General features: G+C 42.3%; 18 protein-coding genes and 1 other annotated feature. Of the genes, 17 read left to right on the forward strand and 1 reads right to left on the reverse strand.

Going from position 1 to position 22,503, the window contains the following annotated elements; all coding sequences use genetic code 11:
- Positions 1–16: 16 nt before the first annotated feature.
- The 6 genes from hemL to O0550_RS02495 all read left to right on the forward strand — a co-directional run bounded on the left by hemL (position 17) and on the right by O0550_RS02495 (position 9,038).
- Entirely contained in the window at positions 17–1,309 is a 1,293-nt protein-coding gene (hemL, locus tag O0550_RS02470) for a glutamate-1-semialdehyde 2,1-aminomutase (protein ID WP_003334879.1), read from the forward strand.
- 180 nt (positions 1,310–1,489) lie between these two features.
- Entirely contained in the window at positions 1,490–1,945 is a 456-nt protein-coding gene (locus tag O0550_RS02475; protein WP_003334878.1) for an NUDIX hydrolase, read from the forward strand.
- Between the two features lies 1 nt (position 1,946).
- Entirely contained in the window at positions 1,947–2,861 is a 915-nt protein-coding gene (locus tag O0550_RS02480; RefSeq protein WP_003338852.1) for an NAD-dependent epimerase/dehydratase family protein, read from the forward strand.
- A gap of 200 nt (positions 2,862–3,061) precedes the next feature.
- Positions 3,062–7,048: a LysM peptidoglycan-binding domain-containing protein gene (locus O0550_RS24475; protein ID WP_258425578.1), complete on the forward strand. Its 3,987-nt coding sequence runs from the start codon at positions 3,062–3,064 to the stop codon at positions 7,046–7,048.
- Positions 7,049–7,062: 14 nt separating this feature from the next.
- Positions 7,063–8,046, forward strand: a complete 984-nt coding sequence (locus O0550_RS02490; RefSeq protein WP_003346006.1) for an aminoglycoside phosphotransferase/kinase family protein — start codon at positions 7,063–7,065, stop codon at positions 8,044–8,046.
- The gene (locus tag O0550_RS02495; RefSeq protein WP_258425579.1) at positions 8,043–9,038 is read left to right on the forward strand and encodes an aminoglycoside phosphotransferase family protein; all 996 of its coding nucleotides are present in this window, start codon (positions 8,043–8,045) and stop codon (positions 9,036–9,038) included. The genes O0550_RS02490 and O0550_RS02495 overlap by 4 nt, the downstream gene beginning before the upstream one ends.
- A gap of 67 nt (positions 9,039–9,105) precedes the next feature.
- Here O0550_RS02495 and O0550_RS02500 read toward each other — a convergent pair whose 3' ends face one another.
- Positions 9,106–9,291 (reverse strand): hypothetical protein, encoded by a 186-nt coding sequence (locus tag O0550_RS02500; protein WP_003346010.1) that lies wholly within the window; start codon positions 9,289–9,291, stop codon positions 9,106–9,108.
- A gap of 137 nt (positions 9,292–9,428) precedes the next feature.
- Here O0550_RS02500 and O0550_RS02505 point away from each other — a divergent pair, with 137 nt between their 5' ends.
- The 11 genes from O0550_RS02505 to mreC all read left to right on the forward strand — a co-directional run bounded on the left by O0550_RS02505 (position 9,429) and on the right by mreC (position 22,503).
- Positions 9,429–10,292, forward strand: coding sequence for a YitT family protein (locus tag O0550_RS02505; RefSeq protein WP_003338405.1), 864 nt, complete (start codon positions 9,429–9,431; stop codon positions 10,290–10,292).
- Between the two features lie 134 nt (positions 10,293–10,426).
- Positions 10,427–10,706, forward strand: a binding site (T-box leader).
- A gap of 61 nt (positions 10,707–10,767) precedes the next feature.
- Complete coding sequence (locus tag O0550_RS02510) at positions 10,768–13,434, forward strand: valine--tRNA ligase (protein WP_258425580.1); 2,667 nt, start codon at positions 10,768–10,770, stop codon at positions 13,432–13,434.
- Positions 13,435–13,485: 51 nt separating this feature from the next.
- On the forward strand, positions 13,486–14,856 hold the full coding sequence (locus O0550_RS02515; RefSeq protein WP_022585807.1) for a bifunctional folylpolyglutamate synthase/dihydrofolate synthase: 1,371 nt from the start codon (positions 13,486–13,488) through the stop codon (positions 14,854–14,856).
- A gap of 1 nt (position 14,857) precedes the next feature.
- Positions 14,858–16,264 carry a UDP-N-acetylmuramate--L-alanine ligase gene (gene murC, locus O0550_RS02520; RefSeq protein ID WP_101667669.1) on the forward strand — a complete coding sequence of 469 codons (1,407 nt, stop codon included), beginning with the start codon at positions 14,858–14,860 and terminating at the stop codon, positions 16,262–16,264.
- 129 nt (positions 16,265–16,393) lie between these two features.
- Positions 16,394–16,912 carry a prepilin peptidase gene (locus O0550_RS02525; RefSeq protein WP_031309502.1) on the forward strand — a complete coding sequence of 173 codons (519 nt, stop codon included), beginning with the start codon at positions 16,394–16,396 and terminating at the stop codon, positions 16,910–16,912.
- A gap of 70 nt (positions 16,913–16,982) precedes the next feature.
- Positions 16,983–18,503, forward strand: a complete 1,521-nt coding sequence (locus tag O0550_RS02530) for a sporulation protein (protein WP_258425581.1) — start codon at positions 16,983–16,985, stop codon at positions 18,501–18,503.
- 185 nt (positions 18,504–18,688) lie between these two features.
- Complete coding sequence (locus O0550_RS02535) at positions 18,689–18,931, forward strand: DUF4321 domain-containing protein (RefSeq protein WP_003338397.1); 243 nt, start codon at positions 18,689–18,691, stop codon at positions 18,929–18,931.
- An 11-nt stretch (positions 18,932–18,942) separates the two neighbouring features.
- A complete protein-coding gene (locus tag O0550_RS02540) occupies positions 18,943–19,533 on the forward strand; it encodes a Maf family protein (RefSeq protein ID WP_258425582.1) in 591 nt (196 codons plus the stop codon).
- A 71-nt stretch (positions 19,534–19,604) separates the two neighbouring features.
- A complete protein-coding gene (gene radC, locus O0550_RS02545) occupies positions 19,605–20,294 on the forward strand; it encodes a RadC family protein (RefSeq protein ID WP_003338395.1) in 690 nt (229 codons plus the stop codon).
- 94 nt (positions 20,295–20,388) lie between these two features.
- A complete protein-coding gene (locus tag O0550_RS02550) occupies positions 20,389–21,429 on the forward strand; it encodes a rod shape-determining protein (protein ID WP_003338394.1) in 1,041 nt (346 codons plus the stop codon).
- Between the two features lie 15 nt (positions 21,430–21,444).
- On the forward strand, positions 21,445–22,503 hold the full coding sequence (gene mreC, locus O0550_RS02555) for a rod shape-determining protein MreC (RefSeq protein ID WP_003346022.1): 1,059 nt from the start codon (positions 21,445–21,447) through the stop codon (positions 22,501–22,503).

Here is a 22,503-nt window from a genome sequence, read left to right on the forward strand (position 1 = left end):
TAATGGGGTGAATGGAATGACTCGACAATTCACGAAATCAATCGAACTACATAAAGAAGCGGTACAATACATTCCCGGTGGGGTTAATAGTCCTGTGCGTGCATTTAAAAGCGTAGGGGGCAATCCTATTTATATTGAAAAAGGGGAAGGTTCCCGTATTACAGATGTTGATGGGCATACTTATATTGATTATATTGGCTCCTGGGGACCTTTGATTTTGGGGCATGCTCATCCAAAAGTATTGCAGGCGATTAGTGAAACTGCTTTACTGGGTACTAGCTTTGGGGCACCTACAGAACGTGAAACCACAATGGCAAAGCTAGTGTGTGACATTGTTCCTTCAGTAGAAGTTGTGAGAATGGTAAATTCAGGGACCGAAGCAACAATGAGTGCGCTTCGTTTGGCGCGTGGGTACACAAAGCGTGATAAAATTATGAAGTTTGAAGGCTGTTATCATGGCCACGCGGACAGTTTACTGATTAAGGCTGGTTCGGGTGTTGCCACCTTAGGCCTGCCGGATAGCCCTGGTGTGCCTGAAACAACTGCGGTAAATACAATTACGGTACCATATAATGACATCGATAGTGTACGCCTTGCCTTTGAAAAATTCGGCTCAGAACTAGCTGCTGTTATTGTAGAACCAATTGGCGGAAACATGGGTGTAGTACCACCTCAGCCGGGCTTTCTAGAGGAACTGCGTAGCATTACGGAAAAACATGGTACTGTACTGATCTTTGATGAAGTAATGACAGGCTTCCGTGTAGCTCGCGGCGGTGCGCAAGACTTGTATCGTATCACACCTGATTTAACCACGATGGGTAAGGTCATTGGTGGCGGTTTGCCAGTCGGTGCATACGGTGGGAAACGTGAAATTATGCAGCATGTAGCTCCAGCGGGAAGTGTGTATCAAGCAGGAACCTTATCGGGGAATCCATTAGCAATGGCAGCGGGTATTGCTACATTAATGGAGCTTGGTAAGCCAGGGGTCTACGAACAGCTTGATGCTCGTTCAGCACGACTAGCAGAAGGCTTAGCGGCTAATGCGACTAAATTAGGAATTCCTCATACCGTAAATCGTGTTGGTTCGATGGTATGTTTATTCTTTACAGATACCCCAGTAATCAACTATGAGACAGCTAAAACTGCAGATGTAGATAAATTTTCGCGTTACTTCCAACAGTTGCTGCAAGAAGGGATCATGATTCCACCTTCCCAATTCGAAGGAATGTTTGTCTCCGTTATGCATACAGATGAAGATATTGAAAAGACCATTCAAGCAAGCTATAAGGCAATGGCTACCCTAGTCTAGATGAGATGTTTTCAAAGAAGAATATAGATTGTGAAGCAGACAGATGAACTTATCTGTCTGTTTTTTTGTATTCATAAAATTTGCTGAAAAAAGTAAAGTTCACCTACTTTTCCTAGCAAGATGATATAATAAACGAGGGGGTTTATAACAAAAAGAAAGGGACACCAAGGGAGGAATGACATGGGAGGAGAGCGATTTACCGCACCAGTCACCGTGCATATTTTTTTGCGAAAAGATAACAACATTTTGCTATTAAGACGATATCAGACCGGATACGAAGATGGTAATTACAGTGTTGTAGCCGGTCACCTTGATGGTGGTGAGCAGGTGATAGAAGCTGCGATTCGTGAAGCGCGTGAAGAAGCAGGCATCATCTTAAAGCCTGATCAAGTAACGATAACGGGCATTATGCATCGCTTGTCAAATGATGAGCGTATCGATTTTTTTGTAACGGCAACAGAATGGTCCGGAGAGATTTATAATGCAGAGCCGCATAAATGTGATGAACTAGCATGGTTTTCTATTCATGATCTTCCCCAGAATACCATTTCGTACATAAAAAAAGCGATTGAGCTTTCGGTCAGTCAATCTGACATTTGGTTTAATAGCTATGGATTTGACAATAAGGAGGGATAATGTGCAAACAGCGCTTGTTTTAGGGGGAACTCGTTTTTTTGGAAAAAGGTTGGTTCAGGAGCTTTTGGATAAAGGCATAAAAGTTACCCTTGCAAACCGAGGGATTACCGAAGATCCATTTGGTAAACAGGTAGAGAGAATTATTGTCGACCGTTATGATGAGGAATCCATGCTGTCTGCATTTGAGGATTATGAATTCGATATGATTTTTGATAATATTTGCTATTCATCAGAGGATGCTCGGATCGCTATAAAGGTTTTTACCGATAAAGTGTCCCGTTATATTTTTACATCTACGTTATCTGTTTATGACGAGGCAGACAGATTTGTAACGGAAGAGGATTTTGATCCTTATCACTACCCTGTTGAATATGTGACGCGACAAGAAACATCCTATAAGGAAGGCAAACGTTTGGCCGAAGCTGTGTTCTTTCAAGAAGCTCCTTTTCCTGTAGCAGCCATTCGTTTTCCGATCGTTCTGGGGGATGATGATTATACCCGTCGTTTGCATTTTCACGTAGAGCATGTGATGAAACAATGGACGATCGGAATTCCAAACCTAGATGCAACTATTGGGTTTATTCCAGCTAACCAAGCTGCACGCTTTTTGCTATGGGCTGCTGAAGAGGAGCTGGAAGGGACCTTTAACGCTTGCTCCCATGGGGGTATTACATTAAAAGGACTTATCAGTCTGATTGAAGATAGTACAGGCAAACAAGCTATTATTATGTCAGAAACAGCAGATGAACATATGTCTCCGTTCGGGATAACCCAATCAGTATGGTGCATGAGTAACGAAAAGGCAAAGGAGACAGGCTTTTTATTCGTTCCTTTACAAGAATGGCTACCATCACTTATTCAGAGAATCACGAAAACATTCGAAAAAGAAGAGAGTTATTTAAGTAATCATGAGTAAATATGTACGATCATCTAAAAGAGGCTGTTTGTACGTTTTAATGAGAAGTCCCGTTTTACCTATCAAGGTAGAGCGGGATTTTTTTGATCCGACTAGCTAAGACGTAACCTTATGCCAAATCATTCTCTTATGTTCTATTTTTGTTGCTCTGTCCATATAGATATAGGGAAATGCTTGTGGAGCTGAAAGGAGGAGCAGGTGTGTCTGTACAAGATGGACTGTTATCGTTTCAAATGAAAGAGACTATATTTCTCTCATCAGATAAACCAGAAATTGAAGAGCTACGGGAACTGGAGTTATTACCCGATTTAGAGATAAGGGAAAATGATTATGAGATTACGATATGTGGGTCCTTACAACTGCGAGGCAAGTATGTGCCGACCAAGAACGCCAATGCAAATGGCGGAACGGACACCTTGGTTTCGGCAATGAGATTTACTCCGTTGCAGTTGGAACAAGGAGATGCTAGCGTTTTTTTCTCTGATGAAGAGGCGGAGATCATGCATCGTATCCCAATAAGTATCTCTGTTCCTATTTCCAGAACCAAAGAGGTTTCTGATATTCATGGGATTATTGATAGTTTTGATTATGAGATAAAAGGCCCTAAACAATTACTTATTACCGCTGACCTGATAATAGATGGAATCCAGCTAAAGAATGAACAGGAGATTCGTGCTGAGCAGCAATCGCAAAAATCACCTGACACCTGGGAATATATACAAGTAGCTGACGATGAGAGTGAAGAACAGGGATATCAGCATGTCACTATTGATGATCTAGAACGAAAGCTGACCGCTCTAGAGAAAGAAGTAGAGTCCCAATTGGAACATCAGAACGAAGACGGACAAGAATTGATAGATGAGATTGCGCATGCAGAGTACCAGCAAAATGAACAGTACGAGCAATATGGGCAAAATAATCAATATTATCAATACGAGCAAAATGCGCAAAATGATCAATATCAACAATACGAGCATAGTGCGCAAAATGATCAATATCATCAATACGAACCTAATGCGCAAAATGATCATTATCATCAATACAAGCAAAGTGAGCAAAATGATCAATATCAACAATACGAGCATAGTGCGCAAAATGATCAATATCATCAATACGAGCAAAGTGCGCAAGATGATCAATATCATCAAAATGAGCATAGTGCGCAAAATGATCAATATCATCAATACGAGCATAGTGCGCAAAATGATCAATATCATCAATACGAGCATAGTGCGCAAAATGATCAATATCATCAAAATGAGCAGTATGCGCAAAATGATCAATATCATCAATACGAGCATAGTGCGCAAAATGATCAATATCATCAATACGAGCATAGTGCACAAAATGACCAATATCATCAATACGAGCAATATGAGCAAATTAATCAAAATAATCCATTTGATCAATTCGAGAAAACCAACCAATACCAGCCATATCAACCATTTCCGGGTTTTCAGATGCAGTCAGAAGATATAGCTCAAAATAACTGGGATCAAGATTCGGCGACACGGTTTCGTTATCAGCATCCACAATATGAGGCATATGAAACAGCAGCTGATGAAGCAGAACGGGAAGAAATCGATGAAATCCAGCAATCAGGCAATGGACCTTATCAAGCATATTCAAATCTACAATCAGATTTCAAAGGACAGCAATCACCTTACGAACATGGATTTCACCCAATTTCTAGGCCAGAACCCCCGCAGTATGCACCGCCGTATGGTACACCGCCGTTTTATCAAACAAATTCTTACCAGCAGGGATCAGGGCACCAGGGACCGGGCCGCGGATTAGGTGTAAACTCGAACCCTATTCCTTTTGCCCCACCACCTCCAAATCCATTTCAGCCGATGGCAGGGCCGTTTTATCAACAGCAGCCACCACAATATCCGTTTGCCCAGATGCCACCATATGCACCACCACAACAAATGTTTTATCAACCACCTCCATTTCCACCTAGCCCAGTCCCTCAACCTGTTGCTGGCATGCAGTACCAACCTGAGCATATCGCTAAATCTCTATATCAAGCTTCGTATCAGCCGCTTAATCCTAATGAATATGTGAGGGAGTCAGTGGAAGATCAGGAGGTAATGACTGATAGTGTGTATGTAGAACCAGTCTCCTATCATGAGCAGGTTGAAACAGAAGTAGATATAGAGGAGAAGGAGAGAAAATCTTTTTACGAAGAAGTTACTTTTAAGGAGGAGTCACCTCACCTTGAGCAATCTGCATCATTTGAATTAATTGCAGAGCATCAGGAAACATCTAGAGAGCCAAAGGAAGCTGTTGCAAGGGACCAAGAAACCGTTCCAGAGCTAAAAGAAGCCGTTGCAAAACCGCAAGAGACGGTTGCCGAACCAAAAGAAGTTGCTGAAAAACGTCAAGAAACCGTTCCGGAGCCAAAAGAAGCCGTCGCAAAGCACCAAGAAACCGTTCCAGAGCTAAAAGAAGCCGTTGCAAAAACCCAAGAGACGGTTGCCGAACCAAAAGAAGTTGCTGAAAAACGCCAAGAAACCGTTCCAGAGCCAAAAAAAGCTATTGCAAAATCGCAAGAAATAGCTCCAGAGCTAAAGGAAGCCGTTGCAAAATCCCAAGAGACGGTTGCCGAACTAAAAGAAGTTGCTGAAAAACGCCAAGAAACCGTTCCGGAGCCAAAAGAAGCTATTGCAAAACCGCAAGAAATAGCTCCAGAGCTAAAGGAAGCCGTTGCAAAAACCCAAGAGACAGTTGCCGAACCAAAAGAAGTTGCTGAAAAACGCCAAGAAACCGTTCCAGAGCCAAAAGAAGCCGTTGCAAAAACTCAAGAGACGGTTGCCGAACCAAAAGAAGTTGCTGAAAAGCGTCAAGAAACCGTTCCAGAGCCAAAAGAAGCTATTGCAAAATCGCAAGAAATAGCTCCAGAGCTAAAGGAAGCCGTTGCAAAAACCCAAGAGACGGTTGCCGAACTAAAAGAAGTTGCTGAAAAACGCCAAGAAACCGTTCCGGAGCCAAAAGAGGCCGTTGCAAAACCGCAAGAAATAGCTCCAGAGCCAAAAGAAGCCGTTGCAAAAACCCAAGAGACGGTTGCCGAACTAAAAGAAGTTGCTGAAAAACGCCAAGAAACCGTTCCAGAGCCAAAAGAAGCCGTTGCAAAACCGCAAGAAATAGCTCCAGAGCCAAAGGAAGCCGTTGCAAAAACCCAAGAGACAGTTGCTGAACCAAAAGAAGTTGCTGAAAACCGTCCAGAAATCGTTCCAGAGCCAAAAGAAGCCGTTGCAAAAACCCAAGAGACGGTTGCCGAACCAAAAGAAGTTGCTGAAAAACGCCCAGAAACCGTTCCGGAGCCAAAAGAGGCCGTTGCAAAACCGCAAGAAATAGCTCCAGAGCCAAAGGAAGCCGTTGCCAAACGCCAAGAAGTAGCTCCAAAACCAAAAGAAGCTGCAACGAAACGCCCGGAGGTAACTCCAGAACCAAAAGAAGTTGTTGCGAAACAACATGAAGAACGGATAGAGAATCATCACTCTCAATCAACGGTGCAATTAGTTGAGGGGAGTGAAGAAGATCAGGTAGACATAACCACAGCAGCAAAAAAAGAAGCAATAACAGAAACAGCAACAGAAACTGCCAAAGTACATGTCGAACTAGATGAAAATAAGGTGAAAGTTCATACAGCAGATTATGATCAGAAGCAACAAGAGCCTACTATCAGGACGGAATTAAGCACAGAAGAAGAGGCAACTGTGCTCATGGCTCAATTGGAGAAGGAAGAAGCAAAATCGGCAGAGGAAAATACAGCATCCCAAGTTGAACAGGAAAAAGAAATGAAGGTTGCAATTGGCTCAAAAAACAATCATAAAGAGCAAAATGAAATGATGAACTTCTCCAATATTTTCTCACACTTACATGGAAATGAGAAAAATAAAAATCTGCGTGAGGAGAGTAAACAAGAGGAGGAGCTTTCAGAGCAAACGAAAGCAAAACGTGATACCAGTAGTTCACGTAAAGATGCATTAGGGAATCTAACTTCATTTGTTCAAGATCGCACAGAAAAATTCAGTAAATTGAAAATGTGCATTATCCAAAAAAATGATACCTTAGATTCCATTGCACAGCGGTATGAAATGTCCGTGAGCAAAATTAAAGAAGCAAATCGAATGTCAACAGATCGGGTAGAAGAGGGGCAAATTCTTTACATTCCGCAATAAGGGGAGAGAAGGGCATGGCAAAGGAACAATTAGATATTTCCCCCATCTGCAAACGATATAAACTGAAAACGACCAAAATAACACCAAAAGTGGATTACTATTTAATAGAAACAAACAGGGGAACCAAAGAGGTAAGGGTATGGCCTCGTATAGAATATATGCGTTGGTCTTACGGATGGCGTGAGCAAATGGCGCGTCAGGGGGTTAAAAACGTAGAACGATTTATTCGTACCAAAGATTCGAAGCCTTATATAGTATCAAATAAAAAGGGTTATAGCATGATGGACCACCATCGCGTAGAAGAACCTATCGCCTACACCACTGATAACATGCTGGAATGTGGTCGTATAACAGCGCAAATGCATTTAGCCCAACAAGCGCAATCCCTCCAAATTGGTGGAGAATTGTTGAAACGAGAACAATTACATGCGCAGCAAGGGCTGGATCGGACAAAAAAATTTTTAAAGCAGTGGGAACGAGATCGTAATGCCAAGAAACGCAATAAATGGGGAAGCTTGTTTCCGTCAATCTTAGAACGGATGGAGCGCAGTGCTACCTTGATTCAGAGCGTATCCTTACCAGATGAAGTGCTTGCAGCTTCTCATAAGGACTTATCACGGAAGAATTGGGTAATGGTTGACGATCAAGTGTTTTTGCGAGGCTTTTATAAAACCTCTCTCACTGTTCAGCATAAGGATACAGCAAGCTTTTTACAGGAGATTGCATTGGATGGTGGAGATCCGGCATTGGTTGACGCCTTTCTAGATGGTTATGAAGAGGTAAAACCATTGAATTATGAAGAGTTTCGTTTACTACTCTCCTTTATGGCCTATCCGCATGAATTATGGAAAACGTTGGAAAAAGTTCTTCAAGCTAGCACAAAAGAGGATAAACAAGCAGCAGAGGATGTCAAACAATCAGTCATGCGACAGCGAGAATTGGATTATCATCTGCAACGCTTGGCGAAGCGAGCAGAGCGAGGACGGCAATCGTCATGAGTCAGTACGATCAACTCTTTCCCTTGTTTAACGAGTACGATATGTATGTACAATCAATTGAGTTGGTTAAAGCTCCACGTGTATTCAAAGGGGTTACTCCAAATGGGTGTTATTCCTGCAAAAAAACAGCCACACCGGCCACTCGCCTACTTTATGTGGGTGGCGTATTGAGGCATTTGGAGCAAAGAGGCTGGGATGGTGCTATCCCTCTTTTATATACCAAAATTGATGAGCCATATGTAAAGCAAGGGGGAGAGGTTTATTATTTAACCCAATGGGAGGATAGTGTTTCAATTTCCAAAGCGAATCTGTCTAGCTGGGCTTCGGGCACAGTTGTTCGATTGGCGGAGTTTCATCAGCTAACGCAAAATTACCGAATTGAAGATCCAAAGCAGGTGGAGCCGCTCGTTGATGCCCTAATTAATAGATGGCAAAGCTGGATTCGTCAATTGGCTATGTTCCGTGACCTCGCTAATGAACGTGATTATGCATCTCCGTTTGATGTGGCGTTTTTAGCAAATCATACTTTTATTGCTGACATTGCTAATCAAGCCTTGGAAAATTTACGAATTTGGCGAAGACGACACGAAACAAGCAATCAATTTCGACTCTCGCTCATCCATGGTTATCCAGATCCAAGTCATACGGTTATGAATGAGAGCGGCAAAGTGCGTTTACTAAATTTTGATCGAACGGTGTTCGATACCCCCATTCGTGATGTAGCGGTAATGCTACGTAATTATTTTCAGCTCGGGGGGGAAAGTAAAACAGCAACTGATCTTTTTGAACAGTACAGTGAAGTGTTTCCCCTTCGACCAGAAGAGATTTCGCTACTACGATACTTTTTGCAATATCCTGAGAGGATCATGCGTAATCTGGAGTCCTACTATAATCGACGGTACGAATGGACGGAGCTATATGCAGTTAAACGATTGGAAAAGGATTTGGATCGGCTGGTGAGCTTAAATAGATGGACCAATCAAGCATTTTGATTTAGACGCCTTCTTGGGAAAAGGAGGCGTTTTTTTGCATGATGGGTGGGTAAACATAATGACGTGACTACAGCCAATCCATCGAGAATGCGGCATAAGAAATGGCGAGGAAGCCGAGGATTAATACATCGAGAGAGGTGGGCAATAGTAAGGTTCTAATAAACTGAAAGGCTGTAAAAGGCAATAGAAACTGCTTATAGGAAGCTTTTACATTGTGTAGAAAAGAACTGTATTTAAAGCGTCGCCAATTCATAATGATCACCCCTTACTGCACAGTGTATGCAGTATGCGGATAGAGGGTGAAGCCCAGCAGCACTTTATGAATCGTTTCTTTACATGAATTGCAGTAAAATATAAAAAAACAAATAAAGAAGAGAGGATGTGGTTCTTTTGATTGAACATAGAAGGGTTAATACCGTTCAACTATTCAAGAGAGCTTTTTTTATCATTCTAGGGTCCATGATTTTTTCATTTGGACTAGAAGAATTTTTGATTCCCAATCAAGTCATTGATGGAGGAATTACGGGTGTTTCTATTATTTTTAGCCATTTAACAGGCTGGCCAATTGGTCTTTTCTTATTTTTATTAAATATTCCCTTCCTCATTATTGGTTATAAGCACATAGGTAGAACCTTTGCCCTATCTACATTGTTTGGAGTTACGACCATGTCAATTGCTACAAGTTTATTGCACCCAGTCAGCGCTGTTACGAGAGAACCGTTTCTCGCTGCGGTTTATGGTGGCGTATTTTTGGGGATAGGAGTAGGCTTGGTCATTCGTTATGGTGGGTCGCTGGATGGGACAGAGGTTGTAGCCATTTTGTTTAACAGGAAAACAGCCTTTTCTGTTGGAGAGGTAATTATGTTTTTCAACATATTTATTTTAGGCAGTGCGGGATTTGTATTTGGCTGGAATCAAGCGATGTATTCCTTACTTGCTTACTACATCGCCTACAAAATGATTGAATTAACACTTGAGGGCTTTAACGAATCTAGGTCAGTCTGGATCATTAGTGACAAGCATCGAGAAATTGGTGAAGCTCTGCTAGCAAGGCTAGGACGTGGTGTTACTTATTTGAACGGGGAAGGTGGATATTCTAGAGATAATAAGACAATTATCTTTACCGTTATCACCCGATTGGAAGAGGCCAAATTAAAATCAATTGTAGAAGAATGGGATCAGTCTGCATTTTTAGCCATTGGAAACATTCGTGATGTAAAAGGCGGTCGTTTTAAGAAGGAAGCGATTCATTAAAAGGAACGAAGGCTGTCTGATTTAGAAGGGAAGGTAAATCAAACAGCTTTCGTTTCTGTCTGTAAGCATTCACATTTTTCTCTATTTGACGTACCATTAGGGGTTCGCTATAATATGCTGTATATGATTATATATGCAATGCTATGATTGGAAAGAGTACATATACCCACCTTATCAGAGAGGGAGAATCATTAGCTGCGAGATTCTCTAAGGAGTAGGGATATGGAAAGTCATCCATGAGCAATTCCAATGAAATGAGAAGTAATAAAGTAGTTGGAATCGGCGTCAAACCGTTATCTTGTTAGAGTGAACGCGTGAGTTCCGTACTTTCACATAGTGGGAAATGTATTTGAATGATGATAACGCGCGTTAACAAAGGTGGTACCGCGAAACAAACTCCTTTTCGTCCTTTGATGATGAGGAGTTTTTTTATTTGCCCATGTAATGATGTGCAATTATAAGGAGGAATAGGTTTATGGCAAACGAACAAGCATCTCTTGATTCACAACTACCAAAAAACTATGATCCAAAGGCAGCGGAGGCCAAATGGTATCCCTACTGGATGGAACAAGAATTTTTTAAAGCGGAGCGCGATCCAAAGAAAGCTCCTTATACGATTGTAATCCCACCTCCAAATGTAACGGGTAAGCTACATTTGGGTCATGCATTGGATACAACGCTACAAGATATTATTACACGTGCTAAGCGTATGCAGGGATACAGTACGCTGTTTCTACCAGGAATGGATCATGCGGGTATCGCAACTCAAACGAAGGTAGAAGCAAACCTGCGTGAAGAGGGCTTAAGCCGTCATGATTTGGGTCGTGAAAAATTTGTAGAAAAAGTTTGGGAATGGAAGCATGTCTATGCTAATCATATTCGTGAACAATGGGAAAAACTTGGGCTTGCTCTAGATTACTCACGCGAGCGTTTTACGATGGACGAGGGCTTATCACGTGCCGTTCGTGAAGTGTTTGTTCGCCTCTATGACAAAGGTTTGATCTACCGAGGTAAGCGCATCATTAACTGGGACCCAGCCGCTCGTACAGCCTTGTCTGATATCGAGGTTATTTATAAAGAAGTAAAAGGCGCGCTGCACCACATGCGTTATCCATTAGCTGATGGAAGCGGCTTTATTGAAGTGGCTACAACTCGTCCTGAAACGATGCTAGGCGATACCGCAGTAGCCGTTCACCCAGAGGATGAACGTTATAAAGATTTAGTTGGCAAAATGGTTGTTCTGCCGATTACAGGTCGCGAAATTCCGATTGTTGCGGACGATTATGTAGACCCTGAATTTGGTTCTGGTGCGGTTAAAATCACGCCTGCACACGATCCAAATGACTTTGAGCTGGGTCAACGTCATAATTTGGAACAAATCATTGTCATGGATGAATCAGGGGTAATGAATGAAAATGCTGCTTCCTATAAAGGGCTTGATCGTTTCGCTTGTCGCAAGCAAATTATTAAAGACTTACAAGATCAAGGCGTTATGTTTAAAATCGAGGAGCATATTCATCAGGTTGGACATAGTGAACGAAGTGACGCGGTAGTAGAGCCATATCTATCGACACAATGGTTTGTTAACATGCAGCCTCTTGCAGACGAAGCGCTAAAAAATGCTGCTTCCGAAGACAGTGTTACATTTGTTCCTGAACGTTTTAAAAACACGTACCTGCGCTGGATCGAAAATATTCGTGATTGGTGCATTTCCCGACAATTATGGTGGGGCCACCGTATTCCTGCTTGGTATTGTCAGGATTGTGGCGAGTTGCATGTATCCCGAGTTGATGTCACAGAATGCTGCAAATGTAACTCCAGCAACCTTTCTCAGGATAATGACGTCTTAGATACGTGGTTCAGCTCTGCGTTGTGGCCATTCTCTACATTAGGTTGGCCAGATGAAACGGAAGACATGAAATACTTCTATCCAACTAACGTACTTGTAACAGGCTACGACATCATTTTCTTCTGGGTAGCACGTATGATTTTCAGCGGTTTGGAATTTACTGGTGAGAAGCCATTTGAGCACGTGTTAATCCACGGAATTATCCGCGATTCTGAAGGGCGTAAGATGTCTAAGTCGCTTGGTAACGGGGTTGACCCGATGGAAGTAATCGAGAAGTACGGTGCGGATGCCTTGCGTTTCACATTGGCAACGGGTAATTCCCCGGGTAATGACCAACGTTTTTATTGGGAAAAGGTAGAAGCGAACCGCAATTTTGCAAACAAGATCTGGAATGCTTCACGTTTTGCTTTGATGAATCTACAAGACTTTACGTATGAAGATATCGATTTAACCAAAGAATTATCTGCACCTGATAAATGGATTTTAACTCGTCTTCAAGGAACCATCACAGATGTTACTCGATTGATGGATGCGTTTGATTTTGGAGAAGCAGGCCGTCTGCTATACAATTTCATCTGGGATGATTTGTGCGACTGGTACATTGAGATGGCTAAATTGCCATTGTACGGTACAGATGAACAAGCGAAAAAAGCAACTCAATCAGTGCTTGTATATGTGCTAGATCAGACGTTGCGTTTGCTACACCCATTCATGCCTTTCATCACGGAAGAAATCTGGCAAGCCCTACCGCATCAGGGTGAAAGCATCACAATTGCTGCTTGGCCGCAGGCAAAAGGCGAGTTAACTTTTAACGATGCTGAAGCTGAAATGAGCTTGCTTATGGATATTATCCGCAGCGTGCGTAACATCCGTGCAGAAGTAAACGTGCCAATGTCTAAAAAAATTGAACTAGTAATCAAGGCTAACGATCAACAATCTCTTCAAAGTCTACAACGTGGAGAAGAGTTCTTGGTACGTTTCTGCAACCCTGAAAAACTAGTAATTGGTACTGATTTGGAAGCGCCAGAAAAAGCAATGTCCGCTGTTGTTACTGGTGCAGAGTTATTTTTACCGCTTGCAGGGTTACTTGACTTGGAACAGGAGCGCAAGCGTTTGGAGAAGGAAATTGATACACTAAATAAAGAAGTAGAACGCATCGAGAAAAAGCTGAACAACCCAGGCTTTATGGCAAAAGCTCCCGCAAATGTTATTGAGGAAGAAAAAGCTAAAATGGCAGACTACGCGAACAAGCGTGAAAAGGTCATCGCTCGTTTAGCTGATCTAGAATCCTAAGCTTGTCTGCTTCATTCTTGTCATAACTAAACGATTGGGGTCATACGGTAAATGAAGGCAGATCATATTCTTACTTATGATGAAGCATTGGATTGGCTTCACAGCCTGTTACGTTTTGGACTTAAACCTGGTTTAGAGCGCATGAATTGGATGCTAGAGGAGTTAGGGCATCCTGAACGAAATTTGTTATTTGTTCATGTGGCAGGTACCAATGGAAAAGGCTCTACGTGCACTTTTTTGACACACGTAATGCTGGAAGCGGGAATTAGTGTTGGAACCTTTACTTCCCCATATATCACTGATTTTCGCGAACGTATTCGATTTAATAACCAACTCATTCCACAGGACGACCTTGTTCGTCTTGTGGATGAAATAAAGCCGTTGGTGGGGCGCTGTGAACGTGAAACGGAGTATGGCTGTCCTACTGAGTTTGAGGTTATTACTTTACTGGCGATCTGTTATTTTGGCAGAGTGGTCAGACCTGCGATTGTGATTTGGGAAACGGGGCTTGGTGGACGTTTGGATTCAACGAATGTTGTCCATCCCATCATAAGTGTCATTACCAATGTTGGTCTTGATCATACCAATGTTCTAGGCTCAACGATTGGTGAGATTGCTTTGGAAAAAGCCGGCATAATTAAATCAGGAGTGCCTGTTGTAGTAGGACATCTGCACGAAGAGGCACTTGATGTTATTTCTCGGATTACCAAACAAAAAAACAGCAGGCTTTATAGGCTAGGTAACGAATTTTATTCCAAGCCTCTCTTTACAGAAGCTTCAAGAGGAGCCCAGCATATCGAATATGGTAGTTTATTTCGTCTCAACTCTTCCACATATCAATTGGGGTTACTAGGCAAACATCAGGTACAAAACGCGGGCGTGGCCTTGATGGTTCTAGATCTCATGAGAGAATTCTATGCTTTTTTTGTGGAGGAAGAAGATAGGAAGAAGGGTTTGGCGCAAGCTACATGGCCAGGGCGCTTGGAGATTGTCTCACGAAAACCGTTATGTATGATAGATGGAGCACATAACACGGAAGGTATCACGATGCTAGTCGACAGTTTAACTGAGCTGGCAAGCGATACAAAGCGAGTTCATTTAATGTTCTCTGCTCTTGAGGATAAACCGTTGCCTCAAATGGCTCGGGTTCTTAAAGAGGCGCCGCTCGAATTTGCCAACGTGTATCTCACGAGCTTTGATTTTCCAAGAGCCGCCTCTGTAGATACCTTAGAGGATGCTTTTTTGATGGGTGGCTTTAATCAAGAACAACTGGAACGTGTTGATAATTGGGAAATCACGTTGCGTGAATGGCTGAGCGACGAGACGAAGAGCGATGAGACGTTGCTGATTTGCGGATCACTTTACTTCATCTCTTTGGTACGCTCAATCTTTTTAATCCCCGTAGAACAGGTAGGTGAATAAAGTGGAACCATTGCAACATGTCCACTTCGTCGGAATCGGCGGTTATGGTATGAGTGGAATTGCACGCGTATTAGTTGATTTAGGATATAAAGTAACAGGATCGGATGTAGCGATGAACGATCTTGCCCGAAAGCTACAGGAAAAAGGAGCACAAGTGATTATCGGTCATGATGCTTCTCATATTGATGGGGCAGATATCGTCGTTTATTCCACTAGTATATCGAAAGAAAATCCTGAAGTTGCAGCGGCCCTGGAAAAGGGGATTCCGCTGCTGCATCGTTCACAGATGCTTGCAAAGATTCTAAATGAAAGAACAGGTGTAGCTGTAGCTGGTGCTCATGGTAAAACCACTACAACTTCTATGACAGCTCACATTTTAGAAGCATGTGGCGAGGATCCTACTTTTATTATCGGTGGTGAACTAGTCAACGCTGGTACGAATGCAAAAGCTGGTAAAAGCGACTATGTAGTGGCAGAGGCAGATGAAAGTGACGGCTCCTTTAAGGAATACCATCCAGCATATGCGATTGTAACTAATATTGAGCCAGATCATTTAGAGCATTTTGATGGAGATTTTGCCAACCTAAAAAAGGCTTATGTTCATTTTCTAGGTAACATCAAACCAGATGGTACAGCTATTGTGTGTCTGGATGATCATCATGTACGTGAATTAATGCCTTCAGTTAATCGAAAGGTAATTACCTATTCTATTGACCCTGTATATAGTGGGTCAGCGGATTTTTATGCTACGGAGATTGTATGCGGTGATCTGACTACAACCTATCAGGCATGGCATAAGGATGTTCATTTAGGCGAAGTAATTCTTCACTTCCCAGGCAAGCATAATGTAGCTAACTCCTTAGCAGCCATGATTGTAGCGTTAGAAGCAGGAGTTCCCTTTGAAAGGATCTCACAGGCCTTGAGTACGTTCCGTGGTGCAAAACGTCGTTTCCAAATTATTGGGGATGCACAAGATATTTTAGTGGTTGATGATTATGCTCATCATCCAACAGAAATCATGGCAACATTAAATGGAGCGAAGGCTTGTGGGCGTCGGGTGATTGCAATATTTCAGCCACAGCGCTATACTCGCACGTTTTTCTTGATGGAGGAATTTAGCCGAGCTTTTTCAGAAGCGGACGAAGTGATTATTACGGATATTTTTTCTCCCGCAGGGGAAAAGAAAATCGAAGGGGTATCCTCTGAGATTTTAGTTGATAAAATTAAAGTGAATAGTCATCCGCGTGCACAGTACATCCCTACTAAGGAAGAAGTGCAGCAACAACTGGTGAAGCAATTGCAGCCAGGTGATCTCGTCTTAACAATGGGAGCGGGAGACATTTGGAAATCTGCATATTGGTTCGCTGAGCAATTGCAACAAAAAGTTAAAGAAACACAGGAAAGCTGAGCATAAAAGCATTTATTGTCATACTAAACTAGATAGTGGTAACAAAGGAAACTGCCGGATTTGTCTGGCAGTTTTTTTGTCTCTATCTAATGAGCTAGGATTCGTAGTAACAAGCCGAGGCAGGTGTTTATGATGCTACAGTGGGGGTGGCCCATTATATTAGGGGAAGAAGCTGAAATCGAACGACTAATTTGCTGGATCTGCGGGGGGTTACTAGGAGTGATTTGCTTTTTGGATATAAGGAAACGCCTGATCCCTAATTCTATTGTTTTGCCCGCTACTTTTACATTTTTATGTGTACGTGTGATTCATCCATTAGAAAAAGAGACATTTACAACGCATATGTTAGCTATGTTATTGGCTTTTGTGCTTTTATATGTAACAGCAATTGTTACGAAAGGAGGACTGGGAGGAGGAGATATTAAGTTAGCAGCCTTATTAGGATTAATTGTAGGGAGGACCTATATAATCTCTCTGTTGCTCGTAGCCGGGATTAGCACAATCGCACTTGCGATTCTATTAGCTCGACAGCCGCGAATAAGAAAGGAAGGAATACCATTTGCCTGTTGTTTGACAATTGGCTGGTTGTTTACGTATGTAGGCAGGATAGATGTGCTGCATGTCTATGCTATATTTTTTCTTCCCTGAGCAGTCATAACTTGTTAGGTCTGTTCGTAAACTAGTAGTACTAGAGTTAAGAGAACGAGGAGGACCTACTATGAGCGGACAACCTTCCAATCGAATATCTATAAAACTATCACCTGTCATCCCGCCCCAAAATAAGATGGGGGCAAATACACCTGTACAAAATATGCAGGTAAAAGAACAGAAGCATGACAAAAAAACACAGCCAGAAAAGGCCGCAGATACTAAGGTAGTACATGGGGGAATACGGGAGCTAGTAGGCGATGACAATAAAGAAACAAGGCAAGAATATGGCGAGCAGCAAGCGAAGGAGGCAGAGCTGGAATTAGCTGAGGCAATGAGTAGATTGGGAAAGCTGGAGGAACAAAACCTACCCACTCATACGAGTAAGGAACAGTTCCTAGCTGAATTGTCTAAAGCTGAGCGCTTATTGGAAAAAGAAGAGCAGAATAAATCGTTTGTAGAAGGTCGGCTGGGTGAAGAGGGATATCAGAGCCCATATTACGAGGAGGTTTATCCCTCTGATTGGGAGCAAGAATCAAGGAAGCCGGCATGGTGGGAAAAACTAATAAAAAATCAAAGCCATATGTCAAAGCGACCTATTTTACGAGTATTTCTTACGACAATAAGTGCCGTTATCCTTGGAGTGTTATTTGGCTTTATTGTTTTAAATGTCTTCGTACAAGAGCAGCTAGTGCATCCCTCACAGGCGGGTGCTACACTGCCGAAATCAACGGAAGCCACACAGAATTCTGCTGCTACTTCTGAAGGGACGAGTACATTCAATGAAAAAGCTATTCCCGTAAATGGTGAGCGTCAACCTAATGAATCAAATGATGCACGAGAAGCGGGCTTGTCTAAAGAAGGAGCGTCACAGCAGGCGAGATCGCCACTTGGCTCTCCTAGTCAGAAATCAGATGCCGTGCTTGCAACCGTCCAATTTCCAGAACAAAACTATTACATGGTTCAAATGGGGGTGTTTACTGACCCAAAAGCAGCCGAGCCCGCTATTGCCTCTCTCGACGAAAAGGGATTACCTCATTTTCTTTATCCAATCGAAGGAAGACTTCATTTATTTACGGGAGTATCGCCAAGTCGTGATGCCATTTTGGGATTGGCAGATAATTTCAGACAAAAGCAAATGGAAGTCTATGTAAAAGAAGTGAAGCTACCAGCTACAGAGAAACAAGTTCAGATTGTCCCTACCTCCCCTTTAGAAGTAGGTGCTTCCTCTGATAAAGGGGTTGTTAATGCTTTTATCAAATCGGGAATAGATATCATTCAACAGCTTTCTACTTTATCCAGTCAAGTGGTTAATACAGATAAGCAAAAAGTACAACCGCTTACAGCAGAGCAAGAAGCTAAGCTCAAAAGGATGCATGTCGCCTTTTTAGATAATAGTAGAGCAACACAGCAGGCCTTGTCACAAAAGGAGCAAGTCTATATAGCGGGGATGGTGCAGGGGATGAATCAGGCAATGAGTACGATGACCCAACTAAAAACGGGCAATGCTGAGCCATATGCTTGGCAGGTACAAAAAGGAATTATGCAATATTTACATTATTATGCTACATGGATGAAGGAGACGAATTAGGAAAATGGCTTTGTTTGCAAAAGGTTTCTTGCAAACAAGGTCTTTCTTTCGTTATGATCATAAAAATAAATCTGAAAATCAACTGCTTCGGTAGTTGTCTCTTGATGTCAAGTTTTGCTACACTTAGGTGTGATTATAACGACTTTCTTCCAAAAAACAACGATGAAAAAACGAGGGTAGAGAGAATGACGGGGAAAGAATTTGTAATTTTATTGATTGTCCTGTTATCAGGTCTCTTGTTTGGTAGTCTATTAGGGCAAATATTAGGTCCTTGGATTCCTTTTCTTCGAGAGAGTAAGATGTTAACATGGAGTCCTGCGGCAGATTTGGACATTTTGAAGTACAATCTTCATTTTGAGGTAAAACTAAACCTAGCCAGTATCGGAGGGCTTGTTCTCGCTTTTTGGATATATAAGAAAATTCGATAGGGGGAGATAAAATGAATCCAGAACAGCCAATCGTATTAGCTTCTTCTTCCCCGCGACGTCAAGAATTGCTGGCATGCTTGGGCTTGCCTTTTCGCGTTCAGGTGAGCAATGTAGATGAGACGATATCTGAAGAGATTGCGCCAGAAGAAATCGTAAAAATCTTATCTCATAGAAAAGCAGATGCAATTGCCAAAAATTTGTCATTTGGTCTAGTTATTGGCTCTGATACAATTGTTGTGCTAGACGGACAGGTATTGGGAAAACCGCATGATGAAGAGGATGCATTTCGGATGCTCACTTCATTACAAGGGCGCGAGCATGAAGTATTCAGCGGCCTAGCTATTATTGATGTTTCGACTGGGAAAACAGCACTTGATTATTCATCTACAAGAGTTAAAATGCGTACAATGACAGATCAGGAGATACGTGGATATATCGCCAGTAAAGAACCAATGGATAAAGCAGGTTCCTATGCTATACAGGGCCTTGGATCGACGATTGTAGAACGAATTGAGGGCGATTATTTTACGGTAGTGGGACTACCGCTCAATCGCTTGGCCCAGATGCTTACTCAATTTGGAATTTCCCTGTTAAACAAGTAGGTGTTCCTCTTAGATTGCTTCTCCATGATAACAGCCGCTTGGCAGGAATGAAGGAAGGGGCAAAATAAGAGATGAACTGTAACAATTTTAAGTTAAAAAACGTCCCTACATATGAGCGTCCGCGCGAACGTTTGTTAAGGCAAGGGTCTGGTGCTTTATCTGATGTCGAACTCTTAGCGATTTTACTTCGGACTGGCACAGAAAAAGATCCAGTCCATAGGGTAGCGCAGCGCTTATTAGCTGTGTTTGGTGATTTGCAACAACTTGCAACAGCTACTAATGAAGAGCTGACAGATATCAACGGGATTGGCCCCGTTAAGGCTGTGGAAATACAGGCAGCGCTGGAGTTAGGACGAAGATCTGCCATTAAAGCTCGAGATATTCGTATCAGTATCCGCTTGCCAAAAGATGTAGCAGATTTTATGATGCCGGAAATGGCTGGTCTCGTACAAGAACATTTTGTATGCCTCTTTTTAAATACGAAAAATCAGGTGATTGGGAAGAAAACAGTTTTTGTGGGAAGCTTAGATTCTTCTATTGTTCATCCACGGGATATTTACCGCGAAGCAATTAAGCGTTCTTGTGCCTCTATAATCTGTTTGCATAATCATCCAAGCGGAGATCCTGCTCCAAGCAAAGAGGATATTAATGTGACTAAAATTCTGCTCCAAGCAGGAGATTTAGTAGGAATCCCTCTTTTGGATCATCTTATTATTGGAGATGGTCATTACGTTAGTTTAAAAGAACAGGGATATATGTAACACGTACCCTTTCACAAAACAAATAATACCTGTCTGTCAGCGGAAGCATCCTAGGAAAATGACCGTTTTGACAAAATGGAAGGAGATTTTCAATATGTTTGGTAGTTTCACACGCGATATGGGGATTGACTTGGGAACAGCTAATACCCTCGTATACGTTAAAGGAAAAGGAATTGTGGTGAGCGAGCCTTCTGTTGTAGCGATCCGCACTGATACAAATACAATTGAGGCTGTAGGTAATGCAGCCAAAAACATGATTGGTCGTACACCGGGAAATATCGTGGCTGTTCGTCCGATGAAAGACGGAGTTATTGCTGATTTTGAAACCACTGCAACCATGATGCGTTATTTTATTCGTCAAGCTCAGAAAAATCAAGGCTTCTTTAGCCGTCGTCCTAGTGTAATGGTTTGCGTGCCATCTGGGATTACAGCGGTTGAAAAACGTGCGGTAGAGGATGCAACGAAGCAAGCAGGAGCAAAAGAAGCATATACAATTGAAGAGCCATTTGCGGCTGCAATTGGTGCTGATTTGCCTGTTTGGGAACCAACAGGTAGCATGGTAGTGGACATTGGGGGCGGTACGACGGAAGTAGCTATCATCTCATTGGGTGGAATTGTTACTAGTCGTTCCATTCGTGTAGCTGGTGATGAAATGGATGAGGCAATCATTCAGTATATTAAACGTCGTTACAATCTGATGATTGGTGAGCGTACCGCTGAGACGTTGAAAATGGAGATTGGTTCCGCTATCGCCCCGGATGAACAAGAAACGGTAGAAATTCGTGGTCGAGATCTTGTGACAGGTTTGCCAAAAACGATCTCTGTTACAAGTACAGAAATTGCCGAAGCATTGGCTGAAACGATTATGTCAATTGTTGAAGCTGTGAAAATTACATTGGAGAAAAGTCCTCCGGAGTTGGCTGCAGATATCATGGATCGTGGAATTGTACTAACTGGAGGAGGGGCATTATTACGTCACATTGAGCGTTTATTAACACGTGAAACAGGTATGCCTGTTCATGTGGCGGAGAATGCACTTGACTGTGTAGCCATTGGAACAGGGCGAGCGCTTGAGAATTTACATCTCTTTAAATCTAAACATGGAATAACATCTTCTCGTGCAAAAAGACGATAAGCGGGTGACGTGTCTATGTCATTCTTCGGTAATCGAAAACTTATAATTGTATTAATTGGCTTAGTTGTTCTGTTGGTAGTGATGGGTTATACCGCCAAGGACAGAATGAACCTGACATGGCCAGAAAAATTCATGAAAGATACAACCAGCGTGGTGCAGGGCCTATTTTATCGCCCTGCCCAGGCTGTTTCGCAGTTTGTTCACAATGTTCAAGATGCTTATCATGTGTACGAAGAAAATCGTGTATTAAAAGCAAGCTTGGATCAATACGCGCAGATGTCTGCTGAGTTAAAAGCTGTAAAGTATGAGAATGGACAACTGAGAGAGAGTCTTGGCACAAAACAAAAATTAAATGATTACAATGTCATTTATTCAGAAGTAGCTGCAAGGAATTCGAGTCAATGGAATGATGTGTTGGTTATCGGTAGCGGTAGCAAACAAGGTGTTAAGAAAGACATGGCTGTTATGACCTCTAAAGGTTTGATAGGGAGAGTGAAGGATGTTTCCAATTTCTCTGCGACAGTTGAATTGCTTACAAGTAGAGAGAGCTCTAACCGCAACCATGTTTCTGGATACATTTTGGCCACTCAGCCAATCCAAACTCCGCCTTCAACTACTGGTAATGGCCAACAGACGAATGGCACAAGTAATACAGCAAATACGGCCAATTCTAATAAATCAAATGCAGCTACCACGCAGGCGAATAACCAACAGAAGCCAGCAACTACTACGAAGTATGTAAGCGGAATTTTAGAGGATTACGACTCGGTTGAAAAATTATTGATTATGCGCAAGATTCCTTTAGATCAAAAGATCAGTGTGAATGATGCGGTAATTACGTCTGGGTTAGGCGGTATGATTCCTAGTAAACTACCAATTGGTGTAGTGGTCAAAACAGAGCCAGGAGACTATGGATTAACCCAAACAGCCTATATAAAACCGTATGCTGATTTCACATTAATTTCTGATGTCTTGGTTATTGATCGTAAGTCTGTGGAGACTCCAACTGGCGATTCGAGTTCTTCCAGTCAAAAAGGAACCACTCAGCAATCGAAGGGAAAAGGGGGTAAATAG

Origin of the sequence: Brevibacillus halotolerans (assembly GCF_026891775.1) — a bacterium.
Lineage (GTDB): Bacteria > Bacillota > Bacilli > Brevibacillales > Brevibacillaceae > Brevibacillus_B > Brevibacillus_B halotolerans.